This window comes from Lysinibacillus sp. NPDC059133 (assembly GCF_042755925.1).
In the GTDB taxonomy this organism is placed as follows: Bacteria; Bacillota; Bacilli; order Bacillales_A; family Planococcaceae; genus Lysinibacillus.
This window is the reverse complement of sequence record NZ_JBHZDH010000006.1, coordinates 116,720-138,463: the sequence shown is the minus strand read 5'-3', so window position 1 is coordinate 138,463 and position 21,744 is coordinate 116,720. Positions and strand designations below refer to the sequence as shown.

Genomic DNA, 21,744 nt, shown 5'->3' with positions numbered 1-21,744 from the left:
AGGTAGATAGGTTCGAGGTGGAAGTGTGGTGACACATGGAGCTGACGAATACTAATCGATCGAGGACTTAACCAAAATGTTTGAAACATTCAATGAACCGTTTATCCAGTTTTGAAAGAATAACATTTCTTTCAATAGTCTAGTGATGATGGCAAAGAGGTCACACCCGTTCCCATACCGAACACGGAAGTTAAGCTCTTTAGCGCCGATGGTAGTTGGGGGCTTCCCCCTGTGAGAGTAGGACGTCGCTAGGCACCTAGAAAAGTCGAGGATATTTTCCTCGGCTTTTTTTATTTTCAATTTTTAGTAAATATTAACCCAAACAATACTATAAAAATAGTTATGGTTCCTGCCAATTATCTAGTCGAAGCTAGAGAAATGAGAAATCTGAATCTTAAAAAGCCATAGCTAAGAAATATGGCATACGTTTCGACAACAGAGTAAACTATTGAGCACTAGCTGACGAAGGCCAAGGACCTAAAGATTGAAGAACATGACATTTTTATTGACCAAGCGAGAGATGAAGTTTTTGATCGTCCGCAGTATCAGGCGATGAAAAGTGGATTCGTAGTGGCGTAAGAAGTAGAGGGATTTGTACTTTACCCAAATTTTTAGCGGTAATAACCACAATTCACAAATTGTTCAATGAAAGCGTTTAGAATTTGAACAGTTTGTGAAGACCTTCACATTATGCTTTATTTTTTTAAAAAAAGGAGTAGAATAGGAATCAGTAAGAGGTTGTTATAAAACAGTTTATCAAAAATATCACATTTTTAGTGGTTGTTATATTACAAAAACGTATAGTTGAAGGGAGATTTTACAATGTGGGTTATTACAGTATTTGAGAAAAAGGACGTTCGTATTTTTGAATATACAAATAAAAATGAAGCAACAAAAGCTTTAGGCGGATTTAAGAAAAACGCAATTTTATCTTTCACAAAATAAGCTAACTAAAAACTCGTAGCCATGTCGAATTGGCTACGAGTTTTTCATTATGTTGGAAAACAAAATAATTAAGGAAATCTTTGTGCATGTTGTGGCGTTTTAAATGAGGATAATAATCGTTTCAGGTCCCTTGATTTCTTGTGTGCGAGCTTCAATCCGCTTATGTTGCAGCTAACACTTCGTTTTTGCGCAGAAAATATCTGTTGCTGTCGCTGCGCTTTCGCACAAAAAACATCTGTTGCTGTCGCTTCGCTTTCGCACAAAAAACATCTGTTGCTGCCGCTTCGCTTTCGCGCAAAAAACATCTGTTGGCCCGAGACTCTGGAGCGAGCAACGCGAGTGAAGCGGCTCATCGGACGCCCCTAGGAAAGCGCCCAGTCGGAACGGAAATCAATCTCTCGTTGTGTCGAAGGACTATTAAAGAAATCAACATTCTAATGAATCCCAATACAGGGCGTAATTAGGGCACTATGCTTAAAATAATTTTCAATGCCAAAACATAGCATTTACTTGCTCTTTATTTTAAAGCGTATTATAATAAAATTGTAAGTGGGACATAATTTTAAGTAGTGGGACGAAATGCAACCCGCAACTATTTAAAAGGGAGTAGATAAATATGTTATCTGTACCTGAGGCACAGCAAAGGCTACTTCCAGAAATGTATCCGCTTCTACAATCGAGATATCGTATTTTGCAAACAGTTCAACTTATGCAGCCAATTGGGCGTCGTACACTTGCAGATTCACTTAAAATGACTGAACGAGAAATTCGTAAAGAAACAGATATTTTACGCGAGCAAGGGTTATTAGATTCTCAAAAGTCGGGTATGGTATGTACAGACGAAGGTGAAGTAGTTATTGATAAGCTACGAGCACTAGTCTATGAATGGTCTGGTCTTACTCAGCTAGCTAAATCATTGAAAAACCATTTCGGCTTCCAGCATGTAATTATTGTTCCAGGTGATTACAATGAAGACGATACGATATTAACATTGCTTGGAAAAGAGGCAGCACAACAATTTATGTCAACTAGCTTTGATGGTCAAACAGTAGCTGTTACAGGCGGAAAGTCGGTTGCATCACTCGCGCAATTTTTACATCCAGCTGATACACGTAACATCACATTTGTTGCTGCTCGTGGAGGTATTGGACATGAAATGCAAATGCAAGCCAATACACTTGTCTCAACATTTGCCATGCAAATGAATGCACAGTATCGCACTTTGTTTTTACCGGAGCATTTAAGTGAGCAGGCCTATCAAGCAATGTTAGCAGAGCCAATGGTAACTGAAATGATGAATTATTATGATCATGCAGATTGTGTCATCCATGGTATTGGGTCGGCGGAGGAAATGGCTGTTCGTCGTAATTCATCGCCTGAAGATTTACGGATACTCGAAGAAAAGGGTGCAGTTAGTGAAGCATTTGGCTATTATTTCAATGCAAAAGGCGAAATTGTACATCGAATTCGAACAATCGGTATTCAGTTTGAACAAGTTCAAAGAAGTAAGCAAGTCATTGCAGTTGCTGCTGGTAAACAAAAAGTGAAGGCAATGCTATCGTACTTTAAGGTAGCACCAAAGCAAACCATTTTTATAACGGATGAGGTAGCCGCAAAAGCTATCGCGGAAGGTTTATCTTCTTTATAAATGACTATGTAAATCGTATTTCAGCGGGTGCTACAAACCCCTTGAATGAGAATAAAGCCAATTGCGGATATTATAAATGTCCGAGGCAAAAATAAATTATTTAAACAATATTGGAGGAATTGACAATGGCATTAAAATTAGCGATTAACGGATTTGGACGTATTGGACGATTAGTATTTCGTGAAGCTATGAAGCACGATGAAATCGAAGTGGTTGCAGTAAATGACCTAACAGATGCAGGTCAGCTTGCACACTTATTAACTTATGATTCAGTACACGGTATCTACGATGCTGATGTTTATGCAGAAGGTGATTCTTTCGTAGTAAATGGAAAAAAAATCAACGTTTATGCAGAAAAAGATCCTGCTAATTTACCTTGGGGTGACCTAGGTGTTGATGTAGTACTTGAATGTACAGGTAGATTCCGCTCGATGGAAGAAGTAGGCAAACATGTTCAAGCAGGTGCAAAAAAAGCTATCCTTTCGGCTCCAGCGAAGGGCGAAATGCCAACGTTTGTAATGGGTGTTAACCATGAGGATTATAACCCTGAAACAGATGATGTTATCTCAAACGCTTCTTGTACAACAAACTGTCTAGCGCCAGTTGCAAAAATACTTGATGAAAAATTTGGTATTGAACGTGGCATGATGACGACAATTCACTCATATACAAACGATCAACGTATCCTTGACTTCCCGCACTCTGATCCACGTCGCGCACGTGCTGGTGCAGTGTCAATGATTCCAACAACAACAGGGGCAGCAGTAGCAGTTTCAAAAGTATTACCTCAATTAAAAGGTAAATTAGATGGCTTCTCTATGCGTGTACCAACACCAAACGTTTCATGTGTTGACTTAGTAGTGGAGCTAAAATCAGAAGTAACAAAAGAATCCATTAATGCTGCATTAAAAGAAGCTTCAGAAAAAGAGCTTAAAGGTATTTTAGGATACAACGAGCTACCATTAGTGTCAATTGACTACAATGGTAACCATAACTCTTCAACTGTAGATGGTCTTTCTACAATGGTATTAGAAAATAGTATGGTAAAGGTTCTAGCGTGGTATGATAACGAAATTGGTTACTCTACTCGTTTAATGGACTTAGCTTTATATATCGCAGAAAAAGGATTAGACAATAAATAAGTGTCATAATTCGATAATTAAAGTAAAAAGTGTGACATAATACTGCTTTTTACGCACAAAAAGTATAGCCTTTATAATATCTAGAAGATATAATATACAAGGGTAAAGGAGTAAGGGAAATTTACCCTTACTCCTTTTTTATACGTAATATAAGGCAGACACGTGTCTGATTATACAATTGCAAGACATAGAACGTGACTTTTGCTACTATAAAGGCAAGTAAAGGGTATTTCTCCATAGCGTGGGTTGATTTCCGTTCCGACTGAGCGCTTTGCCGCTGACGCTTCGCTTTCGCGCAGAGCAGAGCTTCCTGGGGGCGTCCGATGAGCCGCTTCGCTTGCGTTGCAGGGCCTCATCTGTGACGCTGATCTCAGCAGTGCCCAGTCACCACTACAATCAACTCGTATACATGGTATGCGTTTTAACAAATGTTATTTCTAACTTTTGGTGATAAGTCAGATAAAGGGTATTTCATTAAAAGTTTGGATGATACTAGCTGAAAAGGCTTGTTATAACTCTATGTGTGATGGACCAATAAAACAGTTGCGTGAATGATGTGAGGAGCCAAGATGGGTGAATCCAGGAAGTTCACGACTAAAACTTTGAAGGGGGTTTCTTCATGTTAAATAAGAAGACGATGAAAGATATTGATGTAAAAGGGAAGCGCGTATTTGTACGTGTCGATTTTAATGTACCAATGGCAGATGGTGCGATTACTGACGAAACACGTATTCGAGCAGCAATCCCTACAATTGAATATTTAGTGGAGCAAGGTGCCAAAGTTATTTTAGCCTCTCACTTAGGACGTCCAAAGGGTGAAGTAAAAGAGGATATGCGCTTAACTGCAGTCGGTGTACGTTTAGCTGAATTAATAGGCAAGCCTGTTACAAAATTAGATGAGTCAATTGGTCAAGAGGTAGAAGAAGCTGTTGCAAACATGCAAAATGGTGCCATTATTTTACTTGAAAATGTACGCTTCCAAGCTGGCGAAGAGAAAAATGATGCTGCATTAGCAGAGCAATTTGCAAAATTAGCAGACGTTTATGTTAATGATGCATTCGGCGCAGCTCACCGTGCACACGCGTCAACTGAAGGAATTGCTAAGCATGTACCAGCAGTATCTGGTTTCCTTATGCAAAAGGAATTAGATGTGCTAGGTAAAGCTTTATCTAAGCCGGAGCATCCATTTACAGCCATTATCGGTGGTGCCAAAGTTAAAGACAAAATTGGTGTTATTGAAAGCTTATTAGAAAAAGTGGACCACTTAATTATCGGTGGCGGTTTATCATTCACATTCATTAAAGCGCAAGGCTATGATATCGGTAAATCTTTATTAGAGGAAGATAAAATCGACTTAGCAAAATCTTTTATTGAAAAAGCAAAAGCAAAAGGCGTGCAATTACATATGCCAATCGATGCAGTTGTCGCAAATGAATTTTCAAAAGATGCAGAAACTAATATTGTAGATGTAGATGCTATTCCAGCGGATTGGATGGGCTTAGATATTGGTCCGAAAACAGCTGCTAACTATGCAGAGGTTATTAAAGATTCTAAATTAATCATTTGGAATGGACCAATGGGTGTCTTTGAAATGGATAAATTCGCGAATGGTACAAAAACTGTAGCTGAAGCTATGGCAATAACAACTGGTTATACAGTGATCGGTGGCGGGGATTCTGCAGCAGCAGTAGAAAAATTTGAAGTTGCCGATAAAATGAACCATATTTCTACAGGTGGCGGTGCATCACTTGAATTAATGGAAGGCAAAGAGCTTCCTGGAATTGTGGCATTAAACGATAAGTAAAACATTAATGTTTAAAAAACATAGGAGGCAATAACGATGCGTAAACCAATTATTGCAGGTAACTGGAAAATGTATAAAACATTTGAAGAGGCTGTTCAGTTTGTCGATGCGGTACAGGACAAACTTCCTTCAAACGATAAAGTAGACGCTGTTGTTTGTGCACCAGCACTTTATTTACCTACGCTTGTGCAAGTTGCGAGTGAATCTGAGTTAGCCATTGGTGCACAAACGATGCACTATGAAAACGAAGGTGCATTTACTGGAGAAATTAGTCCAGCTCAGTTAGCAAGTGTGGAAGTGGACTATGTTATTTTAGGACATTCTGAACGACGTGAATATTATAACGAAACAGATGAAGCCATCAATAAAAAGGTTGCTGCAGCACTAGCGCATAATATCGTACCAATTATTTGCTGTGGAGAAACGCTTGAGGAACGTGAAGCGGGGACTACTGAGCAAAAGGTTGCTCATCAAATTACAGCAGCACTTGCTGGATTTGGGGCACAAGAAGTGGAGCATATGGTGATCGCCTATGAACCTATTTGGGCAATCGGTACAGGTAAAACAGCTACAGCAGAAGATGCTAACCAAGTATGCGGAGCAATTCGTGCAGTAGTGAAGGAATTATATAACGATGAAACGGCCGCTGCTATACGTATTCAATATGGTGGTAGCGTAAAACCTGAGAACATTCAGGAATTATTATCAAAAGAGCATATCGATGGCGCTTTAGTCGGTGGAGCAAGTTTACAACCAGAATCATTTTTAAAATTATTGGAGGCGGCAGCAAATGCCTAAAAAGCCAGTAGCATTAATTATTCTAGATGGCTTTGCATTTCGCGACGAAACTTTCGGAAATGCAGTAGCCCAAGCAAACAAACCTAACTTCGATCGTTTATGGAATGAGTTCCCGCACTCAACATTAATTGCAGCAGGTGAAGCCGTGGGGTTACCAGATGGACAAATGGGGAACTCTGAAGTTGGACACTTAAATATCGGTGCTGGACGTATTGTTTATCAAAGCTTAACACGCTTAAACAAATCTATTCGTGAAGGAGATTTCTTTACGAATAAAGCATTTTTAGATGCAATAGCACATGCTAAGGCTCATCAATCGAAGCTTCATATTATGGGCTTACTGTCAGATGGTGGCGTACATAGCCATTATGAGCATATGTTTGCACTATTAAAGCTTGCAAAACAACAAGGCTTAGATGAAGTCTTTGTACATGGCTTCTTAGATGGTCGTGATGTTGGACCGACAACAGCTTTAGGCTATATTGAAGAAACTGAAAAACAAATGAAGGACATTGGCGTAGGTCAATTCGCTTCTATTCATGGCCGTTATTATGCAATGGATCGTGATAAACGCTGGGATCGTGTAGCCCTTACGTACAATGTACTAGTAGATGGTGTTGGTCAAACAGCTGATAGCGCAGCAAGTGGTGTAGCTGAATCATATGAGCGTGATGTAACAGATGAGTTTGTTATTCCATTTAGCGTTCAAGAGCATGGAGAAGCGGTGGCAACAATAGACGATAATGACGCTGTTATTTTCTTCAACTTCCGCCCTGACCGTGCAATTCAGCTGTCGAAAGTGTTTACAAATAATGAATTTGATGGCTTTGCATTATCAGCTAAACAGCCTAAGAATTTGAAATTTGTGTCATTTACACACTACAGTGATGAAGTCAATGCGCAAGTTGCATATGCAAACGACAACTTGAAAAATACGATTGGTGAAGTGTTAGCTTCTAATGGCAAAACACAGCTTCGTATTGCAGAAACAGAAAAGTATCCGCATGTTACATTCTTTATGAGTGGTGGTCGTGAGGAGAAATTTGAAGGGGAAGAGCGTATTTTAATTGCATCTCCAAAGGTTGCAACATACGATTTACAACCTGAAATGAGTGCTTATGAAGTAACAGAAGCATTACTTGCAGAGATTGCGGCCGATAAATTTGATGGTATTATTCTTAATTTCGCTAACCCTGATATGGTTGGGCATAGCGGAATATTAGAGCCAACTATCAAGGCTATTGAAACAGTCGATGAATGTCTTGGTAAAGTAGTAGATGCACTCCTTGCAAAAGGTGGCGCAGCTATTATAACAGCTGACCATGGTAACTCTGATGAAGTTCTTACTTTAGAAGGGGCTCCAATGACAGCTCATACAACAAATCCTGTTCCAGTAATTGTAACAAAACCGAATTTATTGTTAAGAAATGGTGGCATTTTAGCCGATTTGGCGCCAACCATGTTAGAATTATTAGAGGTGTCACAACCTTCTGAAATGACAGGTAAATCATTAATTGAAAAAGAGGAGAATTAATTATGCCATTTATTACACAAATTTATGCGCGCGAAGTTTTAGACTCACGTGGGAACCCAACAGTAGAAGTTGAAGTATTTACAGAATCAGGCGCTTTTGGACGTTCAATCGTACCATCAGGTGCATCTACAGGTGAATATGAGGCAGTAGAATTACGCGACGGTGACAAATCTCGTTACCTAGGCAAAGGTGTATTAAAAGCAGTTGAAAATGTAAACACAATTATTGCTCAAGAGCTTGAAGGTAACTACTCAGTTCTTGATCAAGTAGTCATCGACAAAGCTTTAATCGAGCTAGATGGCACAGAAAACAAAGGTAAACTGGGTGCCAACGCCATTCTAGGTGTATCAATGGCAGTTGCGCATGCTGCGGCAGATTACTTAGATGTACCTCTTTATCAATATCTTGGTGGATTTAATTCAAAACAACTACCAGTACCAATGATGAACATCATAAATGGTGGCGCTCACGCTGACAACAACGTAGACATTCAAGAATTCATGGTAATGCCTGTAGGAGCAGAGTCATTCCGTCATGCACTACGTATGGGTGCTGAAATCTTCCACAACTTAAAAGCAGTACTTAAAGCGAAAGGCTATAATACAGCTGTAGGTGACGAAGGTGGTTTCGCACCAAACCTTGGTTCTAACGAAGAGGCCATTACTGTAATTTTAGAAGCAATCGAAAAAGCTGGCTATAAACCAGGTGAAGAAGTGAAACTTGCAATGGACGTTGCGTCATCTGAATTATTCAATAAAGAAGATGGCAAATATCACTTAGACGGTGAAGGTGTTGTCAAAACTTCTGAAGAAATGGTTGACTGGTACGAGGAATTAACTGCTAAATACCCAATCATCTCAATTGAAGATGGCTTAGACGAAAACGACTGGGCTGGACACAAATTATTAACAGATCGCATTGGCGCTCGCGTACAATTAGTAGGCGACGATCTATTCGTAACAAATACGAAAAAATTAGCGGCTGGTATTGAGCAAGGTGTTGGTAATGCAATCCTTATCAAAGTAAACCAAATCGGTACGTTAACAGAAACATTTGAAGCGATCGAAATGGCAAAACGCGCTGGTTACACAGCAGTTATCTCACACCGTTCTGGTGAATCAGAGGATGCAACAATTGCTGATATCGCAGTTGCAACGAACGCTGGTCAAATTAAAACAGGTGCTCCATCACGTACAGATCGCGTAGCTAAATACAACCAACTTCTTCGCATTGAAGATCAACTTGGTGCAACAGCTGAGTATCTTGGTCTAAATTCTTTCTATAATTTAAAATAAGCTATTCCTTAGTAGCTTCACTGGTATCGCCTCAAAGGTATTTCTATACTTTTGAGGCGATTTTTTTTATTGCTTGGGCGGATTATTGAGGGCAGCTTTTGGCAAAATGCTCGGGTCCCCGCGAGAAGTGATCAGGTAGGAAGGCAAGGTGCTCAGGTCTCCAAAAGAACAGAGGAAAGGCTATGCAAGTGCAATAGTTAGTCCGTTATTATATATTTAATTCATTAGTAAAACATACATTACATATAGGAAAAAGCTTAGGAAATGGAGAATACAATATTGAAAGGAGAATTATGATGAAAATTCTTGAAACAGAACGACTTACCCTTCGCTTACAAACAACAGATGATGCAGATTTTATCCTTGAGCTAGTGAATGATCCTTCATGGCTAGAATTCATTGGTGATCGCGGTGTGAGAACAGTAGAGGATGCGCGTGAATATATAGTGAATGGACCAATGCACATGTATGAGCAATTTGGCTTTTGTTTTTATTTAGTTGAAAGAAAAGAAGATCAAAGCCCGGTCGGAATTTGTGGTTTTGTTAAAAGAGAGTCGCTAGAAGATGTGGATATTGGCTTCGCTTTTCTTCCTAAGTATTGGGGAAAAGGATACGCCTATGAAGCAGCATCAGCGACATTGGCATATGGTCTAGATACACTAGGACTAAATCGTATTGTAGCTATCACAACTCAAGATAATCATGCTTCAGCCAAGGTACTCGAAAAAATAGGCTTGAAGTTTGAAGGATTAGTCCAATTCTCCAACGATGCTGAAGAACTTAGATTTTTTTCATTTAATAATCACTTAAAATTATGATGAAAGCAAAGGTGAGCATGTGAATATTAGAGAAGCGAATGAATTAGATTACCCAGAATTAAGAATAATCTATCTGGAATCACGGCGTAAAAATTTCCATTGGGCGGCTTTAGAAGAAATGGCTTTAGACGATTTTGATAAAGATACAATAGGGGAGCATGTAATTGTAGCGGAAGAGGATAATCATTTACTTGGATTTGTTTCATTATACTTGCCAGATAACTTCATTCATAATTTATTTATTCATCCAAATTTCTTAGGTAAAGGTGTAGGGGGTCACTTGCTAAATGCCTCCATTAAAAAAATGAACAAACCGTTAAGATTAAAATGTGTATCCGAAAATCATAAAGCGTTGAAATTTTATGAGAAGAATGGTTGGAAGAAGGTAAATGAAGAAGGAGAAAAGGAAAAATATTGGGTTATGATATATGAATAACGGATTAAGAAGGTCTTGAAATAACCTTCAAACAAGAGGGGCTTCGAGTTCATTTGTAACGAAGAAGGGGGGCAGGAGCATGAATTTTAATATGAAGGAAGCTATTGAAATTCTGGAGCGTACACCACAAACCTTGGAGCATTTTTTGACTGGATTATCAGATGGATGGCTGCAATGCAATGAAGGGGAAGGAACATGAAATGCTCGTGAAGTGATAGACCATCTGATTGAGGGAGAGAAAAATAACTGGATGCCACGGTTAGAATTTATCCTTAAGGAAGGTGAAGGTAAGGCATTTCCTTCATTTGATCGATATGCTCACTTACACAAAGAGAATAAAGATTCTACTAAACAAGCATTATTGGACTTTAAAGAGATTAGAGCTTTAAATATAAACAAGCTTCAGACTCGACTTTTGCCTTTGCATCTAGAATGGAAAGGGTACCATCCTGATTTTGGTGTAGTGAAAGTAAAGGAATTACTGTCTACGTGGATTGTTCATGATTTAACACATATAGCTCAAATTGTTCGGGTAATGGCCAATCGATACTCAACAGATGTCGGGCCGTGGAGTGAATACTTAGGTATATTAAAAAAGAATTGAAGTGCGGGAAATTAAGGATTCATTGCATAATGTGGGGGTGATTTCCGTTACAGGTTACTCGCATCCTACGTTTTATCGCTATAAATTTGGGTGATGTGCTAGAAGATACATGCTATGTGAAATGGTTGATTGGAGTGGAGACTGGGCGACTCCTTGGGGATTAGCAATAGAGGAACGAAGGCTAAAACCATCACATCCTGTGATAACGCCTTCGTGACCAACATCGTGTTGGCCCGAGACCCTGCAGCGTAGCGGATGTTTTCTGTGCGAAAGCGTAGCGACAGCAACAACAAAAGCGGCTCAACGGACGCCCCAGGAAGCTTTGCTCTGTGCGAAAGCGAAGCGTCAGCAACAAATGTTTTCTGTAGCGAAAGCAAAGCGGCAGCTACAAAGCGCCCAGTCGGAACGGAAATCAACCCCCTCGTTTTGCCGAAGAGACATACTTTAATCAATATATGACACCTTTATTTCTTTTTTCGAAAATGAGCACTAAACATTGCATTTGCCCTCAAAGATAATCCACATAAAAAAGAGAGACAGCCTAAAGTGAGTAACACTTTAGACTGTCTCTTCGTTCGTTAAACGATTTATTTCTGTGCCCAGTATTTGTCTAGCTCTTGATCTAGATAGACCCAGCCCTTCCATGCGATATGAATCGTATCCATAATGAAATAAGGATCATAGTCATGGCTTGAGAAATCAACATATGGAACACCATTATCAGTCAAGATCTGCCCCATTTTTTCGTAATATTTTTCTCGACGTTCTTCAGGATATTCCGTGTAGTCATACCAATGACCATTTACTGGAATAGAAACAAATAGTGGCTTTGCACCAGCATCCTTTAAAACATCAATGACTAGCTGTAAATCCTCATATTCAGGTGAAGTTGTATAATCTTCGTTTTTTCGCATGCCTTTAAACTTTTTAATATTAGCGTTTTTAAGGCGTTTATAAAACTTGTTTTCAATCATTAATTCATTGGATACACGTTTCTCGCCATATTTCTCGGCATTTTGCAATTGTTGCTCAAATGTTTGGTCGGCAACTAGTTTGTCATTGCTTTTTAAGTTACTTCCTTCTCGAGGGAAGAGCGAGTAATATAAATCTTTTTTCTCTAAAAGTGCCTTTTGGACATGGCCTGCCATCATTGCAAGTCGTCCAGTGATTGGTTTTTCTTTACCACCAGATAATTTATATTCATAAATTGTTTTTAGCAGTTCATCGCGATTGACAGTATCGAATTCAAGAAGGCGTTTCATTCCTCGATTTCGAAGATCTTCGTCAATGTCCTTGTTGTATGCTAAATCATATGCATGCAACATCGAATAGTTTGGAGAAAAATGTAATTCATTCATGCCCTTTTTCGTAAACCATTGAGGGGAAATGATGAAGACAATTTTCTTATCCTTTAAATTCTCTTCCTGTGCAGCAAAATTTAAAAAGTGTGTAATAGACTGCATTCCACCACGCCCGACCATAAATGTCGTATACGGAGCATTTGTAGCTCGAGTATAATTATAAGGGTGGAAAGGATCAAAACGATTTAATTCTGAGGAGCCATATAAAGGCATAGTATTAGGCTCCTGCAACATTCGCTCCTGGAAATACATCCCTTGGAACACTAACGGAGACATACTAGTCTTTGCCTGTTCTACTTCTTCATCAGAAATCCAAGCTTTAATCCAAGAATTTGGGAAGAACACAACGGCAGCAAAAAGTACAAAAGCAATTAATAATGATAGAAAGCCTTTCTTAATCATTGTCTTTCAGCTAATTCCGCTACAATACGATTTGGCGTGTTCCATTCCTCACGGTTAAAATCAGTAATTGGTACTGAGATATTAAAGCGGTTTTCAATTTCCACTAATAAATTAATGGTACCGAATGAATCAAGAAGACCTTCTTCAAATAAATCGATATCTTGATTTTCTAAAATGATATCGTCCTCGCATAATTCTACTAGCATTTCTAAAACTTGTTGTTTATCCATATTATAAATCTCCTTTATTGTTTAGGCTGTGTTATTCATAAAATTAACAATTAACATGAACAGAGCCGTTGATTAAAATAATGTTCCTGAAAAAATATAGAAACCAAAGCAAATGGCATTAAACGTGATAAATACGCTTATTGCATGAGTCCACTTATTTTTTGGCCAAATTTTGCGTTTTTTATTCCAGCGTTCAAATTTATCGAAGCAAATAATTAACATGGCATGGTAGAGACCGTAGACAATATAGTGCAATTCTAATCCGTGCCAAATACCCATTAAAAAGAACAGTAAAAAGAAGCCAAGATAAGAAACTGTATATTTGTTTTTAATCCATTTTTTCTTAGTCATCCAAAGCACGAAGCGCATATAAACATAATCTCTGAACCAGAATGAAAGACTCATATGCCAACGATTCCAAAAGTCTTTAATATTGCGACTCGAGAATGGACGGTTAAAGTTAATGGGCGTTTGAACACCCATAATGCGACTGACACCAACGGCAAACGCACTATAACCCGCAAAATCGAAAAATAAATAAAAACTATACATATACATATACGCTATTTGCCCTTGAAAAGGTGTCAAATAGTTATACGTTTGGCCTGGTAAATAAATAAGTGTGTAATTGTATATTAAATAAGCCAAAATAAATTTATATAAAAAACCTACAAATATATAATTGATCCCACTTAACAGCAGTTTTTGATAGTCTTGCCCAGACGGCACTGTGTGCATATCTTTATAAAAGCGTCTCCAACGATCAATAGGTCCCGATGATACTGTTGGAAAGAACAGTAAGAAATAGGCAAGCTCAACGGCTGAAATTTTATCCTTAATTAAACCATCTCGCGTTTCTAAAATCATTTGTACCGATTTAAAGGTAATATAGGATACCCCTAAGAACCCAAATAAATTTTTAAGACCAAGTATTGGCAGAACCTTTACAAGCACAAGTGGCAAAATAGACAATAGTACAGCAATGACGAATACAGAGGTGTTATTCTTCTGTAAGCGATATTTTTGGTAAACGATAATTAATAATAACTGAAATACTGTAAACAGTATAAGAGAAATGGAGCCATTAAGGGAGTTACCAAAAATAAGAGCTAACACGACAATCGAAATAACAATATTATAGCCTTTAGATGATTTCCCTCGTAGTCCTAAAATAATGGTTGGCAGTAACAAAATACCAATGATGATGAAAAAAACTATATTTCCATAAGGCGTCATACTGTTTCCATAACCGCCAATCCTTTACGATCAACTTTACCGTTTGTATTTAAAGGTAAAGTGTCAATGTATTTGAATGTTTTCGGAATCATATAAGACGGTAAATACTCCGATAACAATGCTTTAAGCTGCTTCGTCATTTTGAAGGCAGAGTCCGTCAATGGCTCGCGAAGAACAATATACGCACTTAATGATACAATCTCATCATCTTTTGAAACAGGTATAACAACACAGCCAGATACAGGTGGAAGATTGCCCATTTGTTTTTCAATTTCCTCGATTTCTAAACGATAACCGTGTAGTTTTACCTGGAAATCTTTTCGTCCAGAGAAGAACAAATAGCCATCTTTTTCATAACCAACGTCTCCAGTTTTATAAATACGTTGATCCCCTATTGTAGGGAACGCTTTAAGTGTTAAATCAGGCGCACCAAGATAACCTGCACTTACAGTCGGTCCAGAAATAATAATCTCGCTATCTTCTAACAAGGATAGATTAGGCTCAGATAGAGGGGCGATTGGTAATTGGTCAAATTGCTCCAAAAGCTCCTTTGTTACTTCTACATAAGAGACGGCAACGGTTGTTTCTGTAGGACCGTATAAATTAAAAATAGATGCTTGAGGGAAGCGCTGCATTAATTCTGTCGCTACGGATACGGGTAACACTTCTCCGCAGAATAAAAATGTATCTAGAGAAGGCATTAACTCCTGATGCCACTCCTTGTTCATTAAACACATCTTCGCGAAGGAAGGTGTGGAAGTCCAAACGCGAACATTAGATGAAGCTAATGACTCAAATAACGCTTTTGGATTAGCAATTTGCGCTTGCGTAATCGCGTAAAGTGTTTGCCCGCTAACTAGTGCAGGATATAAATCCATCACAGATAAATCAAAGGAATAAGGCGCTTGATTTAGAAACACACCAGATTCCTGTAAAGGGAAATGTTCATGCATCCAAGCAACAAAATGTGCTAAATTATCAGCTGTAATTTGAACACCTTTTGGCTTACCAGTAGAACCAGATGTGTAAATAATATAATAAATTTCTTGATCCTTAACCCATGTTGAAGGCTCTGTCGAAATACTAGTAGTTTGAGCCACTAAATCACTTACTTCTACTACAGGGACTGCTAGGTTCGAGCTTAACGTTTCAGTCTTTAGTAGCAAGCAAGCCTGAGAAGCTTCTATAATAATCTGTAACCTTTCAGACGGTGTAGAAGAGTCCACAGGTACGTACGGATGACCCGCCTTTACAGCACCTAAAAAGGCAACGATTTGTAAAGGTGACATATGCCCGTAGACGACGATAGGCTGTTGTCTTTTTAAATCAAGAGCCATTAAATATTGTGCTACACAATCAGAAAGATGCCAAAGCTCACCAAACGTTAAAGATTCACTGTCGGTTTGATAGGCAGTTCGATGTGGATGCTGTTGTGCCACTTTTTGAATAGCCGCTAAAGTGCTTAACATAGTTTATATCTCCTTTTCTTAAAATTCCGTATATATAAACGGTCCTGCGTTCATATCATGGAAGCCATGAATAAGAAACAAGAGCACTAAAATGATGAAATAAAATAACGTAAAGCCTATAAAACGAAAAAGCTCATTATTTTTAATGGATTGCATAAGTCCACCTCCAATTAAAAATGAAAAAAGATTGTAACTTTGTAAATATACTAAATAAATTGATATTTTTTCAAGTTTTTTCTAAATTATTTTTACATTAATTAAATTTTTAACACTGATTTGACGGATTGTAGAGTGAAATGTTGCTAAATTTCTATTTATTCATGAAATCATAAGATTAATTTAAGGTAAAATTAAGGTTTTGAAAAATATGGCTATTATAAAGGGTAGAAAATGATTTTTTGTATCACCTCAACTTGAATTTTTCTAAACGTAATCCATATTTATTATCGCTGTTTTTCTGCTTTATTGGTACTTAAAAAATCCTTAAATTTTGTAAAGAACTTCGAGATAATTGATCCCGCAGTAATACGCCCACCTCAAAATTCGGCAATAGCAAAGAAGTTAGGTGGGAGAGTAACTGCCCGTAAAAGCCCGATTCTTTCAACTAATAATCATGGGGCACTATATCCTATTAACCATTTTGACTTCGTTATTAAGCATAATGTATGAAAGTAAAATCAAAGTAAATTTGATGAAAAATATCGGTATAAAATAAGTTGAGATGCAAAGGGGGTAACGAAAAAGGAAGCCGCAAACATATGAAGCAGATGATGAAATCGAGAATCTTTCGAGGACTGTTGCCAAGACATATTTGGGCAAAAAGAAAAGCGCCATCATCCAGTTAATCATCTCAACTTATGATAGCACCCGTATTGTGATCCCGCTTTAACGGGCAGTAATTTATCTGTACCTAAAGTGAAGCGTCAGGTATAAGAATCCCGTTTCACTTTATTCCGCATTAACGGGCAGTAATTAATCTGTACCAAAAGCGAAGCGGCGAGGTACAAGTATCCCGCCTCAAAATACAGAGAGAGAAACTGCCCGTAAAAGCCCGATTGGTGAAGACTAATAATCAGCGGGGATGAAGAAAATCCCCACTGATTAAAGTTTCACTTTATTTGAGAACCTTTAACACTTTTTTGGAAACGTAAAATTCAGTGCCGTTGTAGACATTGATTGTGTCAAACGTATGCGTTTTTACGGTCTTGTCTTGTTTGTATATGACGATGTTCTTATTAACTGGGATTGTAATGGTTACATCCTTTTTTTGTGCAATAAATTTAGGGTTTTCTTGATCGGTTAAGTCAATTTTAGAAGTGTAGCCTTTGTCTGTGAAAGCCTTTGTTGCTGGTATATATAAATCATCTGTAAGCTTATTTAAATCGAAGCCCATAAACTTTGCCATCGCATGTGCTAAATCTGTGTTTTCGACAAGGCCTGTAATTTTAGATGGCCCGAATGAGTATAAGAATACATCCTCACCCGTGTGCCCACCAGTTGTATAACCAATATTGGCGCGATTTGCAAGCATTTTCACCATTTCTTCTCCGGGGTCTTTAGCTAATTGTAATGTTGCAAGCTCGTCCGCAGATAGATCATCTAATCCATAAAGTGCAGCGACTTCTACTATATTTGAGTTGTCTTCTTTTAATTGGCTTAACGCACCTTCAATAGTCATTTTAGCTTTCTTCAGAGGAGCGATATAGGCAGATACAGGTGTGTTGGGATAAGTACTTGTGGTGTTGGCATTACCCATTGTAATCCCACTATTGCCGTGGTCTGTAACAGCAATGACCATTGTATTGCCATCTTTTTTTGCGAAATCAACGGCTTCTTTGACTGCAGCATCAAACGATAATATATCGCTAATTATGCCGATCGTGTCATTTGCGTGAGCCGCCCAGTCCACCTTACTGCCTTCTACAAATAAGAAGAAGCCATCTTCATCCTTTTTAAGCGTATCGATAGCTTTACTTGTCATCTCAGCGAGTGTAGGCTCAGATGCTCTTGTTGTAGCACGATCTATATCGTAGGCAAGGTCACTTGGAGCAAAGCTTCCCCAAATTTTTGACTTTTTACTATTAAGGAGCTCATCACGCGTCTTAACAATGTCATAATTTTTTTCTTCAAGGACATCCACTAAATGCTCGCCATCTTTACGAGCATTTTTTGTGGTACCCGGTGCCAAAGACTCTAAGCCACCGCCTAACACGACATCTATGTTTTGATAAACTTGCTGCTCAGCGATGTCATCGTATTGGCTTCTATTTTTCACATGTGCAGAAAAGCCAGCTGGTGTGGCATGCTGAATTTCCGAAGTAGAAATTAGTCCAGTTGCCTTGCCTTGTTGCTTAGCCCCTTCCAACACATTAGCTACAGGTCTATAGGCATCTTCTTTGGCAATTGGCTCTAGCCCTGGCGAATTAATAACGGCTGGTAACACACCTACAAATTTATCATTTGATTTATGACCAGTTGCTAACGCAGTAGCAGCAGGGGCTGAGTCAGTAATGGCTGAATCGGCAGAGTATGTACGCACTGCCCCTGATAAAATTTCATCCATCGCCAAGCTTTCCCCTTTGTACCAACGAGAAAGTGTAACGGCATTATTACTACTACCATCCATCACGAGCATAATCACATTTGTTGGTTTCTTTACTTGGGCTGCTTGTACTTGCGGCTGAGCGATACTAATCGACGATAAAGCAATAGCACTTGCTAACAACAATGAACTCCATTTTTTTGAGTATTTCATGATTTTCCTCCTTTTGGTCAATTCACAAGTAAGTGTAAAGGAAGGTTGTAAAGCTAGGATGAATTAATTGTTATGAATTGTGAGGGGGTTGTTAAATATAGGATTAATCACTGAAAGTTAGGTGATTGGAGTGGAGACTGGGCGACTTCTCGGGGAATCAGTCACAGATAAGACCATGGAGCGAAGCGGCTCATCGGTTGCCCTCCCAGGAAAGCGCCAAGTCGGAATGGAAATCAACCCCACATTTTGGTGATGAGCGACTAAAGGGGAAAATAGAATCTGCTTACTATCCATTGATTGATGGAAGCTTGCAGATTCTAGAATTGGCTATAAAGTTTGTGAATGTTTTTCACCGTCAATGGTTTCGTAAAATAAAACCCCTTTATCATCAACAAACAAGTTTAGAACCTCATCCTCTAATAACACTTCTTCTGAACCATCGTTTATAAATATTTTCGTTAAAAAGCCGGCATTATCATAATCACTGCAATAAATCGCATCGTCAAAAGCCGCCAAGTAGTAGCAGGCTGTTTCTGTAACTTGCCTATTTTTTTTTGTTGCTAAGTCATAGGCGTATACCATGTTATCGTTCAAGTTATTATAATAAATAACATTGCCAACAGTATCTGTGTACCACATATCATGCATGAAATCATACGCATTGCTTGTAGCAGCAAAATAGTTTTCATTTGCCCAAATATGATCTTCACTTAGTTTCTCGTCATTCACTAAAAAATATGCGTAGGAAATAGCGTAAGGTTCAATAGGATTGATATCATTCCAAGTCGTATCAATATGATACCAATCGCCATTAACACTTACTAAATTCCATGCGTGAAGCTGATTATCACTATAACCATATACATATTTAGCATCAAGACCAGCTGCTAAAAATAAACGATAGGCTAATAGTGCATAAGCTTGACAAACACCAGTTTCATTAGTAATTAATTCATAAACCGATTGTCCTTGTGAATCACCTTTATCAGTATAAGTGGCTAGTTGTACGACAAAGTCATTAACGGTTTTAGCACGATGAAAATCATCCATGTCAGAGGTAATAGACTTCTTAGCAAATTCCTGAACATACGCGTCAATTTTCTTTTCTTTTTTCGCATCTGAAATATATGTAAAGTCAAACTCTACCTCGTAACCATTATCTACTTCCCATGCTTCCCAGTTGTAATCTTGGATATAGCCTGTTGTATATGGATTTACAAAATTAAGTATGTTATAAAGATCATTTATTTGTTCTTCAAATGTATCCCAATCTAATTTTCCTCTATACTTGACTGTAAAGTTTGGCTCAAAAGTTGAAATATGTTTTTCGACTTTTTTTGAAAACTGCAGCATAGCAGGATCTTCCTTGAATAATGTCGTTGAAAAAAGATCTTCCGTAGAAAACTCACCTGATGGGGCTTTACTAGCAAGCTCCTTGGGGTCTATAGTGATTTCTTCATCTGATTCAAGTTCGTCTTGTAATACTACTTCGAGGGCCTTGATAGTAGCTGAGCAAGCGCTAAGCATGCTTAAAATAATAAGTAAAAAAATCAGCAATATACTCTTTTTCATAATTCCTCCCATTATTATTATATTTTTGGGTCATCACTAAAACGTGGGTTGATTTCCGTTCCGACTTTATAAAAACGGATATATTCCTTTTTTAGTGAAGATCTCGCTTTTACTATTATAGGGTAATATGGAAGGAGTGTGGTGTGCTATATTTTGGGAAAACTAACCGATATAGGGCGAATAAGGCCATTTATTAATCTCGGTTTGTCAAGAGAACCTTTTTTTGTTATAATATGATATGTTGTGATGTTCGAAGTTCGGGAGGTGCAGTGAATGCATACAGTAGTATTAGTTTCATTAGTTATCGTTTCAATAGCGTTGATCGTTGTAGTATTACTTCAATCTAGTAAAAGTGCAGGCTTGTCAGGTGCCATCTCGGGTGGAGCTGAACAACTATTCGGAAAGCAAAAAGCACGCGGTATGGATCTAATCCTTCATCGTACAACAATAGTGTTAGCAATATTATTCTTTGTTTTAGCACTTGCTATTACAAAAATCTAATAGTTGAAGATATATCGCCTAACCTTACTGGTTGGGCGTTTTCTTTTATGGTACTAATTATTTGGACGTCAATACATAGTTAGTTCAGTAAAGTGAACACCCGCGGAGCAAGGCGAATACTCGCGAAGCGAACTGAATACTCGCGCAAGGAAGGTAAATACCCGCGAATCTCAAATGGACGGATGGAAAAGCTAAAGTGATAGATAGAATCCTAGAATCCCAGAAGTCGTGGATAGAAGAGCCAAAATCGTGGATAGAATCCCAGAAGTCGTGGATAGAAGAGCCAAAATGATGGATAGGATCCTAAAAATTCCAAAAAGACCATCGAAATGCAAGAAGACCCATCAAATTAATAAAAAAAGTAACAATCGCCAATGCTTTTGAGGAAGCTTCAGTATGGCTATAATAGGTATAGTATGTATTTGGATGAAGGAGAGCTCGCAATGAAAAAATCGTTATCACAGCCTTTTTTCTTTCAAGCAGGACCTCGCGCAGTTTTATTATTGCATGGATTTACGGGAAGCTCGGCGGATGTGCGCATGCTTGGTAGATTTTTAGAGAAAAAAGGGTATACTACATTAGCGCCTCATTATAAAGGTCATGGTGTGGAACCTGAGGAACTCATTACAACAGGTCCTGCTGATTGGTGGCAGGATGTCGTAGCCGCGTACAAACAGTTACAGGATGCGGGCTATCAGGAAATTGCGGTTGCTGGCTTGTCATTGGGTGGTGTCATGGCTTTAAACGTTGCGCTGAATAACCCAGTTAAAGGTATTGTGACAATGTGTGCCCCAATGACGATGCGTACAACAGATGTTATGTTTCAAGGTGTCCTGAAATATGCGAGGGACTATAAAAAGTTCCAAGGTAAAGATGAGGAGCAAATCGAAGCTGAAGTTGCGTTAATTGCTGAGAAGGGCATGCCATCTCTACAAGAGTTGCGAGCGTTTATTGCTCGGACACGTCAGGAAATTGACATGATTTATGCACCAATTTTTGTCGTACAAGCGACAAATGATGAGGTAATTGAGACAGAATCTGCCAACATTATATATAATCAAACTGAGTCACTTGAAAAACAAATCAAGTGGTATGAAAACTCAAAGCATGTTATTACGTTAGATCAAGAAAAAGATCAGTTACATGAAGATATTTATTGCTTTTTAGAAAGCCTAAATTGGGCACAATAAAAAT

General features: G+C 38.4%; 18 protein-coding genes, 1 rRNA gene and 1 pseudogene. 13 read left to right on the top strand and 7 right to left on the bottom strand.

Annotated elements, in window-relative coordinates; genetic code table 11:
• Positions 1-138 precede the first annotated feature (138 nt).
• From rrf to ACFXN8_RS05475, 11 genes and pseudogenes are all read left to right on the top strand, one after another.
• A 5S ribosomal RNA gene (rrf, locus tag ACFXN8_RS05525) occupies positions 139-254 on the top strand.
• Positions 255-822: 568 nt separating this feature from the next.
• Positions 823-945, top strand: a complete 123-nt coding sequence (locus tag ACFXN8_RS05520; protein WP_263297453.1) for a hypothetical protein — start codon at positions 823-825, stop codon at positions 943-945.
• Positions 946-1,561: 616 nt separating this feature from the next.
• A complete protein-coding gene (locus ACFXN8_RS05515) occupies positions 1,562-2,593 on the top strand; it encodes a sugar-binding transcriptional regulator (RefSeq protein WP_386843456.1) in 1,032 nt (343 codons plus the stop codon).
• A 125-nt stretch (positions 2,594-2,718) separates the two neighbouring features.
• Positions 2,719-3,735: a type I glyceraldehyde-3-phosphate dehydrogenase gene (gene gap / locus ACFXN8_RS05510; protein WP_376078156.1), complete on the top strand. Its 1,017-nt coding sequence runs from the start codon at positions 2,719-2,721 to the stop codon at positions 3,733-3,735.
• A gap of 619 nt (positions 3,736-4,354) precedes the next feature.
• Positions 4,355-5,539, top strand: a complete 1,185-nt coding sequence (locus ACFXN8_RS05505; RefSeq protein WP_386843453.1) for a phosphoglycerate kinase — start codon at positions 4,355-4,357, stop codon at positions 5,537-5,539.
• Positions 5,540-5,575: 36 nt separating this feature from the next.
• The gene (gene tpiA / locus ACFXN8_RS05500; protein WP_386843451.1) at positions 5,576-6,337 is read left to right on the top strand and encodes a triose-phosphate isomerase; all 762 of its coding nucleotides are present in this window, start codon (positions 5,576-5,578) and stop codon (positions 6,335-6,337) included.
• Entirely contained in the window at positions 6,330-7,871 is a 1,542-nt protein-coding gene (gene gpmI / locus ACFXN8_RS05495) for a 2,3-bisphosphoglycerate-independent phosphoglycerate mutase (RefSeq protein WP_386843449.1), read from the top strand. Before tpiA ends, gpmI begins: the two co-directional genes overlap by 8 nt.
• 2 nt (positions 7,872-7,873) lie before the next feature.
• On the top strand, positions 7,874-9,166 hold the full coding sequence (eno, locus tag ACFXN8_RS05490; protein WP_376078170.1) for a phosphopyruvate hydratase: 1,293 nt from the start codon (positions 7,874-7,876) through the stop codon (positions 9,164-9,166).
• Between the two features lie 296 nt (positions 9,167-9,462).
• A complete protein-coding gene (locus ACFXN8_RS05485; RefSeq protein WP_386843446.1) occupies positions 9,463-9,984 on the top strand; it encodes a GNAT family N-acetyltransferase in 522 nt (173 codons plus the stop codon).
• A 19-nt stretch (positions 9,985-10,003) separates the two neighbouring features.
• Complete coding sequence (locus ACFXN8_RS05480) at positions 10,004-10,420, top strand: GNAT family N-acetyltransferase (protein WP_386843444.1); 417 nt, start codon at positions 10,004-10,006, stop codon at positions 10,418-10,420.
• 79 nt (positions 10,421-10,499) lie between these two features.
• Positions 10,500-11,024 (top strand): annotated as a pseudogene (locus ACFXN8_RS05475) (DinB family protein).
• Between the two features lie 587 nt (positions 11,025-11,611).
• On the opposite strand, the gene dltD reads toward ACFXN8_RS05475, so the two are convergent.
• From dltD to ACFXN8_RS05440, 7 genes are all read right to left on the bottom strand, one after another.
• Entirely contained in the window at positions 11,612-12,787 is a 1,176-nt protein-coding gene (gene dltD, locus ACFXN8_RS05470) for a D-alanyl-lipoteichoic acid biosynthesis protein DltD (protein WP_386843442.1), read from the bottom strand.
• The gene (gene dltC, locus ACFXN8_RS05465; RefSeq protein WP_323648322.1) at positions 12,784-13,017 is read right to left on the bottom strand and encodes a D-alanine--poly(phosphoribitol) ligase subunit 2; all 234 of its coding nucleotides are present in this window, start codon (positions 13,015-13,017) and stop codon (positions 12,784-12,786) included. The genes dltD and dltC overlap by 4 nt, the downstream gene beginning before the upstream one ends.
• A 72-nt stretch (positions 13,018-13,089) precedes the next feature.
• Positions 13,090-14,253: a D-alanyl-lipoteichoic acid biosynthesis protein DltB gene (dltB, locus tag ACFXN8_RS05460; protein WP_386843439.1), complete on the bottom strand. Its 1,164-nt coding sequence runs from the start codon at positions 14,251-14,253 to the stop codon at positions 13,090-13,092.
• Positions 14,250-15,722, bottom strand: coding sequence for a D-alanine--poly(phosphoribitol) ligase subunit DltA (gene dltA / locus ACFXN8_RS05455; RefSeq protein WP_386843437.1), 1,473 nt, complete (start codon positions 15,720-15,722; stop codon positions 14,250-14,252). The genes dltB and dltA overlap by 4 nt, the downstream gene beginning before the upstream one ends.
• Before the next feature lie 18 nt (positions 15,723-15,740).
• Complete coding sequence (locus ACFXN8_RS05450) at positions 15,741-15,878, bottom strand: teichoic acid D-Ala incorporation-associated protein DltX (RefSeq protein ID WP_285397286.1); 138 nt, start codon at positions 15,876-15,878, stop codon at positions 15,741-15,743.
• A 958-nt stretch (positions 15,879-16,836) separates the two neighbouring features.
• On the bottom strand, positions 16,837-18,477 hold the full coding sequence (locus tag ACFXN8_RS05445) for an alkaline phosphatase (RefSeq protein ID WP_386843435.1): 1,641 nt from the start codon (positions 18,475-18,477) through the stop codon (positions 16,837-16,839).
• 327 nt (positions 18,478-18,804) lie between these two features.
• Positions 18,805-20,049, bottom strand: a complete 1,245-nt coding sequence (locus tag ACFXN8_RS05440) for a transglutaminase domain-containing protein (RefSeq protein ID WP_386843433.1) — start codon at positions 20,047-20,049, stop codon at positions 18,805-18,807.
• A gap of 273 nt (positions 20,050-20,322) precedes the next feature.
• On the opposite strand from ACFXN8_RS05440, the gene secG reads away from it, so the two are divergent.
• Together secG and ACFXN8_RS05430 are read left to right on the top strand one after the other, a co-directional pair.
• Entirely contained in the window at positions 20,323-20,550 is a 228-nt protein-coding gene (gene secG / locus ACFXN8_RS05435) for a preprotein translocase subunit SecG (protein ID WP_376078199.1), read from the top strand.
• Positions 20,551-20,993: 443 nt separating this feature from the next.
• On the top strand, positions 20,994-21,740 hold the full coding sequence (locus ACFXN8_RS05430) for an alpha/beta hydrolase (RefSeq protein ID WP_376078202.1): 747 nt from the start codon (positions 20,994-20,996) through the stop codon (positions 21,738-21,740).
• The last annotated feature ends 4 nt before the right edge of the window (positions 21,741-21,744 follow it).

Bases quoted from the DNA above. Each gene is read 5' to 3' on its own strand.
- ACFXN8_RS05520 (WP_263297453.1), top strand. From the start codon at position 823: ATGTGGGTTATTACAGTATTTGAGAAAAAGGACGTTCGTATTTTTGAA.
- ACFXN8_RS05515 (WP_386843456.1), top strand. From the start codon at position 1,562: ATGTTATCTGTACCTGAGGCACAGCAAAGGCTACTTCCAGAAATGTAT.
- gap (WP_376078156.1), top strand. From the start codon at position 2,719: ATGGCATTAAAATTAGCGATTAACGGATTTGGACGTATTGGACGATTA.
- ACFXN8_RS05505 (WP_386843453.1), top strand. From the start codon at position 4,355: ATGTTAAATAAGAAGACGATGAAAGATATTGATGTAAAAGGGAAGCGC.
- tpiA (WP_386843451.1), top strand. From the start codon at position 5,576: ATGCGTAAACCAATTATTGCAGGTAACTGGAAAATGTATAAAACATTT.
- gpmI (WP_386843449.1), top strand. From the start codon at position 6,330: ATGCCTAAAAAGCCAGTAGCATTAATTATTCTAGATGGCTTTGCATTT.
- eno (WP_376078170.1), top strand. From the start codon at position 7,874: ATGCCATTTATTACACAAATTTATGCGCGCGAAGTTTTAGACTCACGT.
- ACFXN8_RS05485 (WP_386843446.1), top strand. From the start codon at position 9,463: ATGAAAATTCTTGAAACAGAACGACTTACCCTTCGCTTACAAACAACA.
- dltD (WP_386843442.1), bottom strand. From the start codon at position 12,787: ATGATTAAGAAAGGCTTTCTATCATTATTAATTGCTTTTGTACTTTTT.
- dltC (WP_323648322.1), bottom strand. From the start codon at position 13,017: ATGGATAAACAACAAGTTTTAGAAATGCTAGTAGAATTATGCGAGGAC.
- dltB (WP_386843439.1), bottom strand. From the start codon at position 14,253: ATGACGCCTTATGGAAATATAGTTTTTTTCATCATCATTGGTATTTTG.
- dltA (WP_386843437.1), bottom strand. From the start codon at position 15,722: ATGTTAAGCACTTTAGCGGCTATTCAAAAAGTGGCACAACAGCATCCA.
- ACFXN8_RS05450 (WP_285397286.1), bottom strand. From the start codon at position 15,878: ATGCAATCCATTAAAAATAATGAGCTTTTTCGTTTTATAGGCTTTACG.
- ACFXN8_RS05445 (WP_386843435.1), bottom strand. From the start codon at position 18,477: ATGAAATACTCAAAAAAATGGAGTTCATTGTTGTTAGCAAGTGCTATT.
- ACFXN8_RS05440 (WP_386843433.1), bottom strand. From the start codon at position 20,049: ATGAAAAAGAGTATATTGCTGATTTTTTTACTTATTATTTTAAGCATG.
- secG (WP_376078199.1), top strand. From the start codon at position 20,323: ATGCATACAGTAGTATTAGTTTCATTAGTTATCGTTTCAATAGCGTTG.
- ACFXN8_RS05430 (WP_376078202.1), top strand. From the start codon at position 20,994: ATGAAAAAATCGTTATCACAGCCTTTTTTCTTTCAAGCAGGACCTCGC.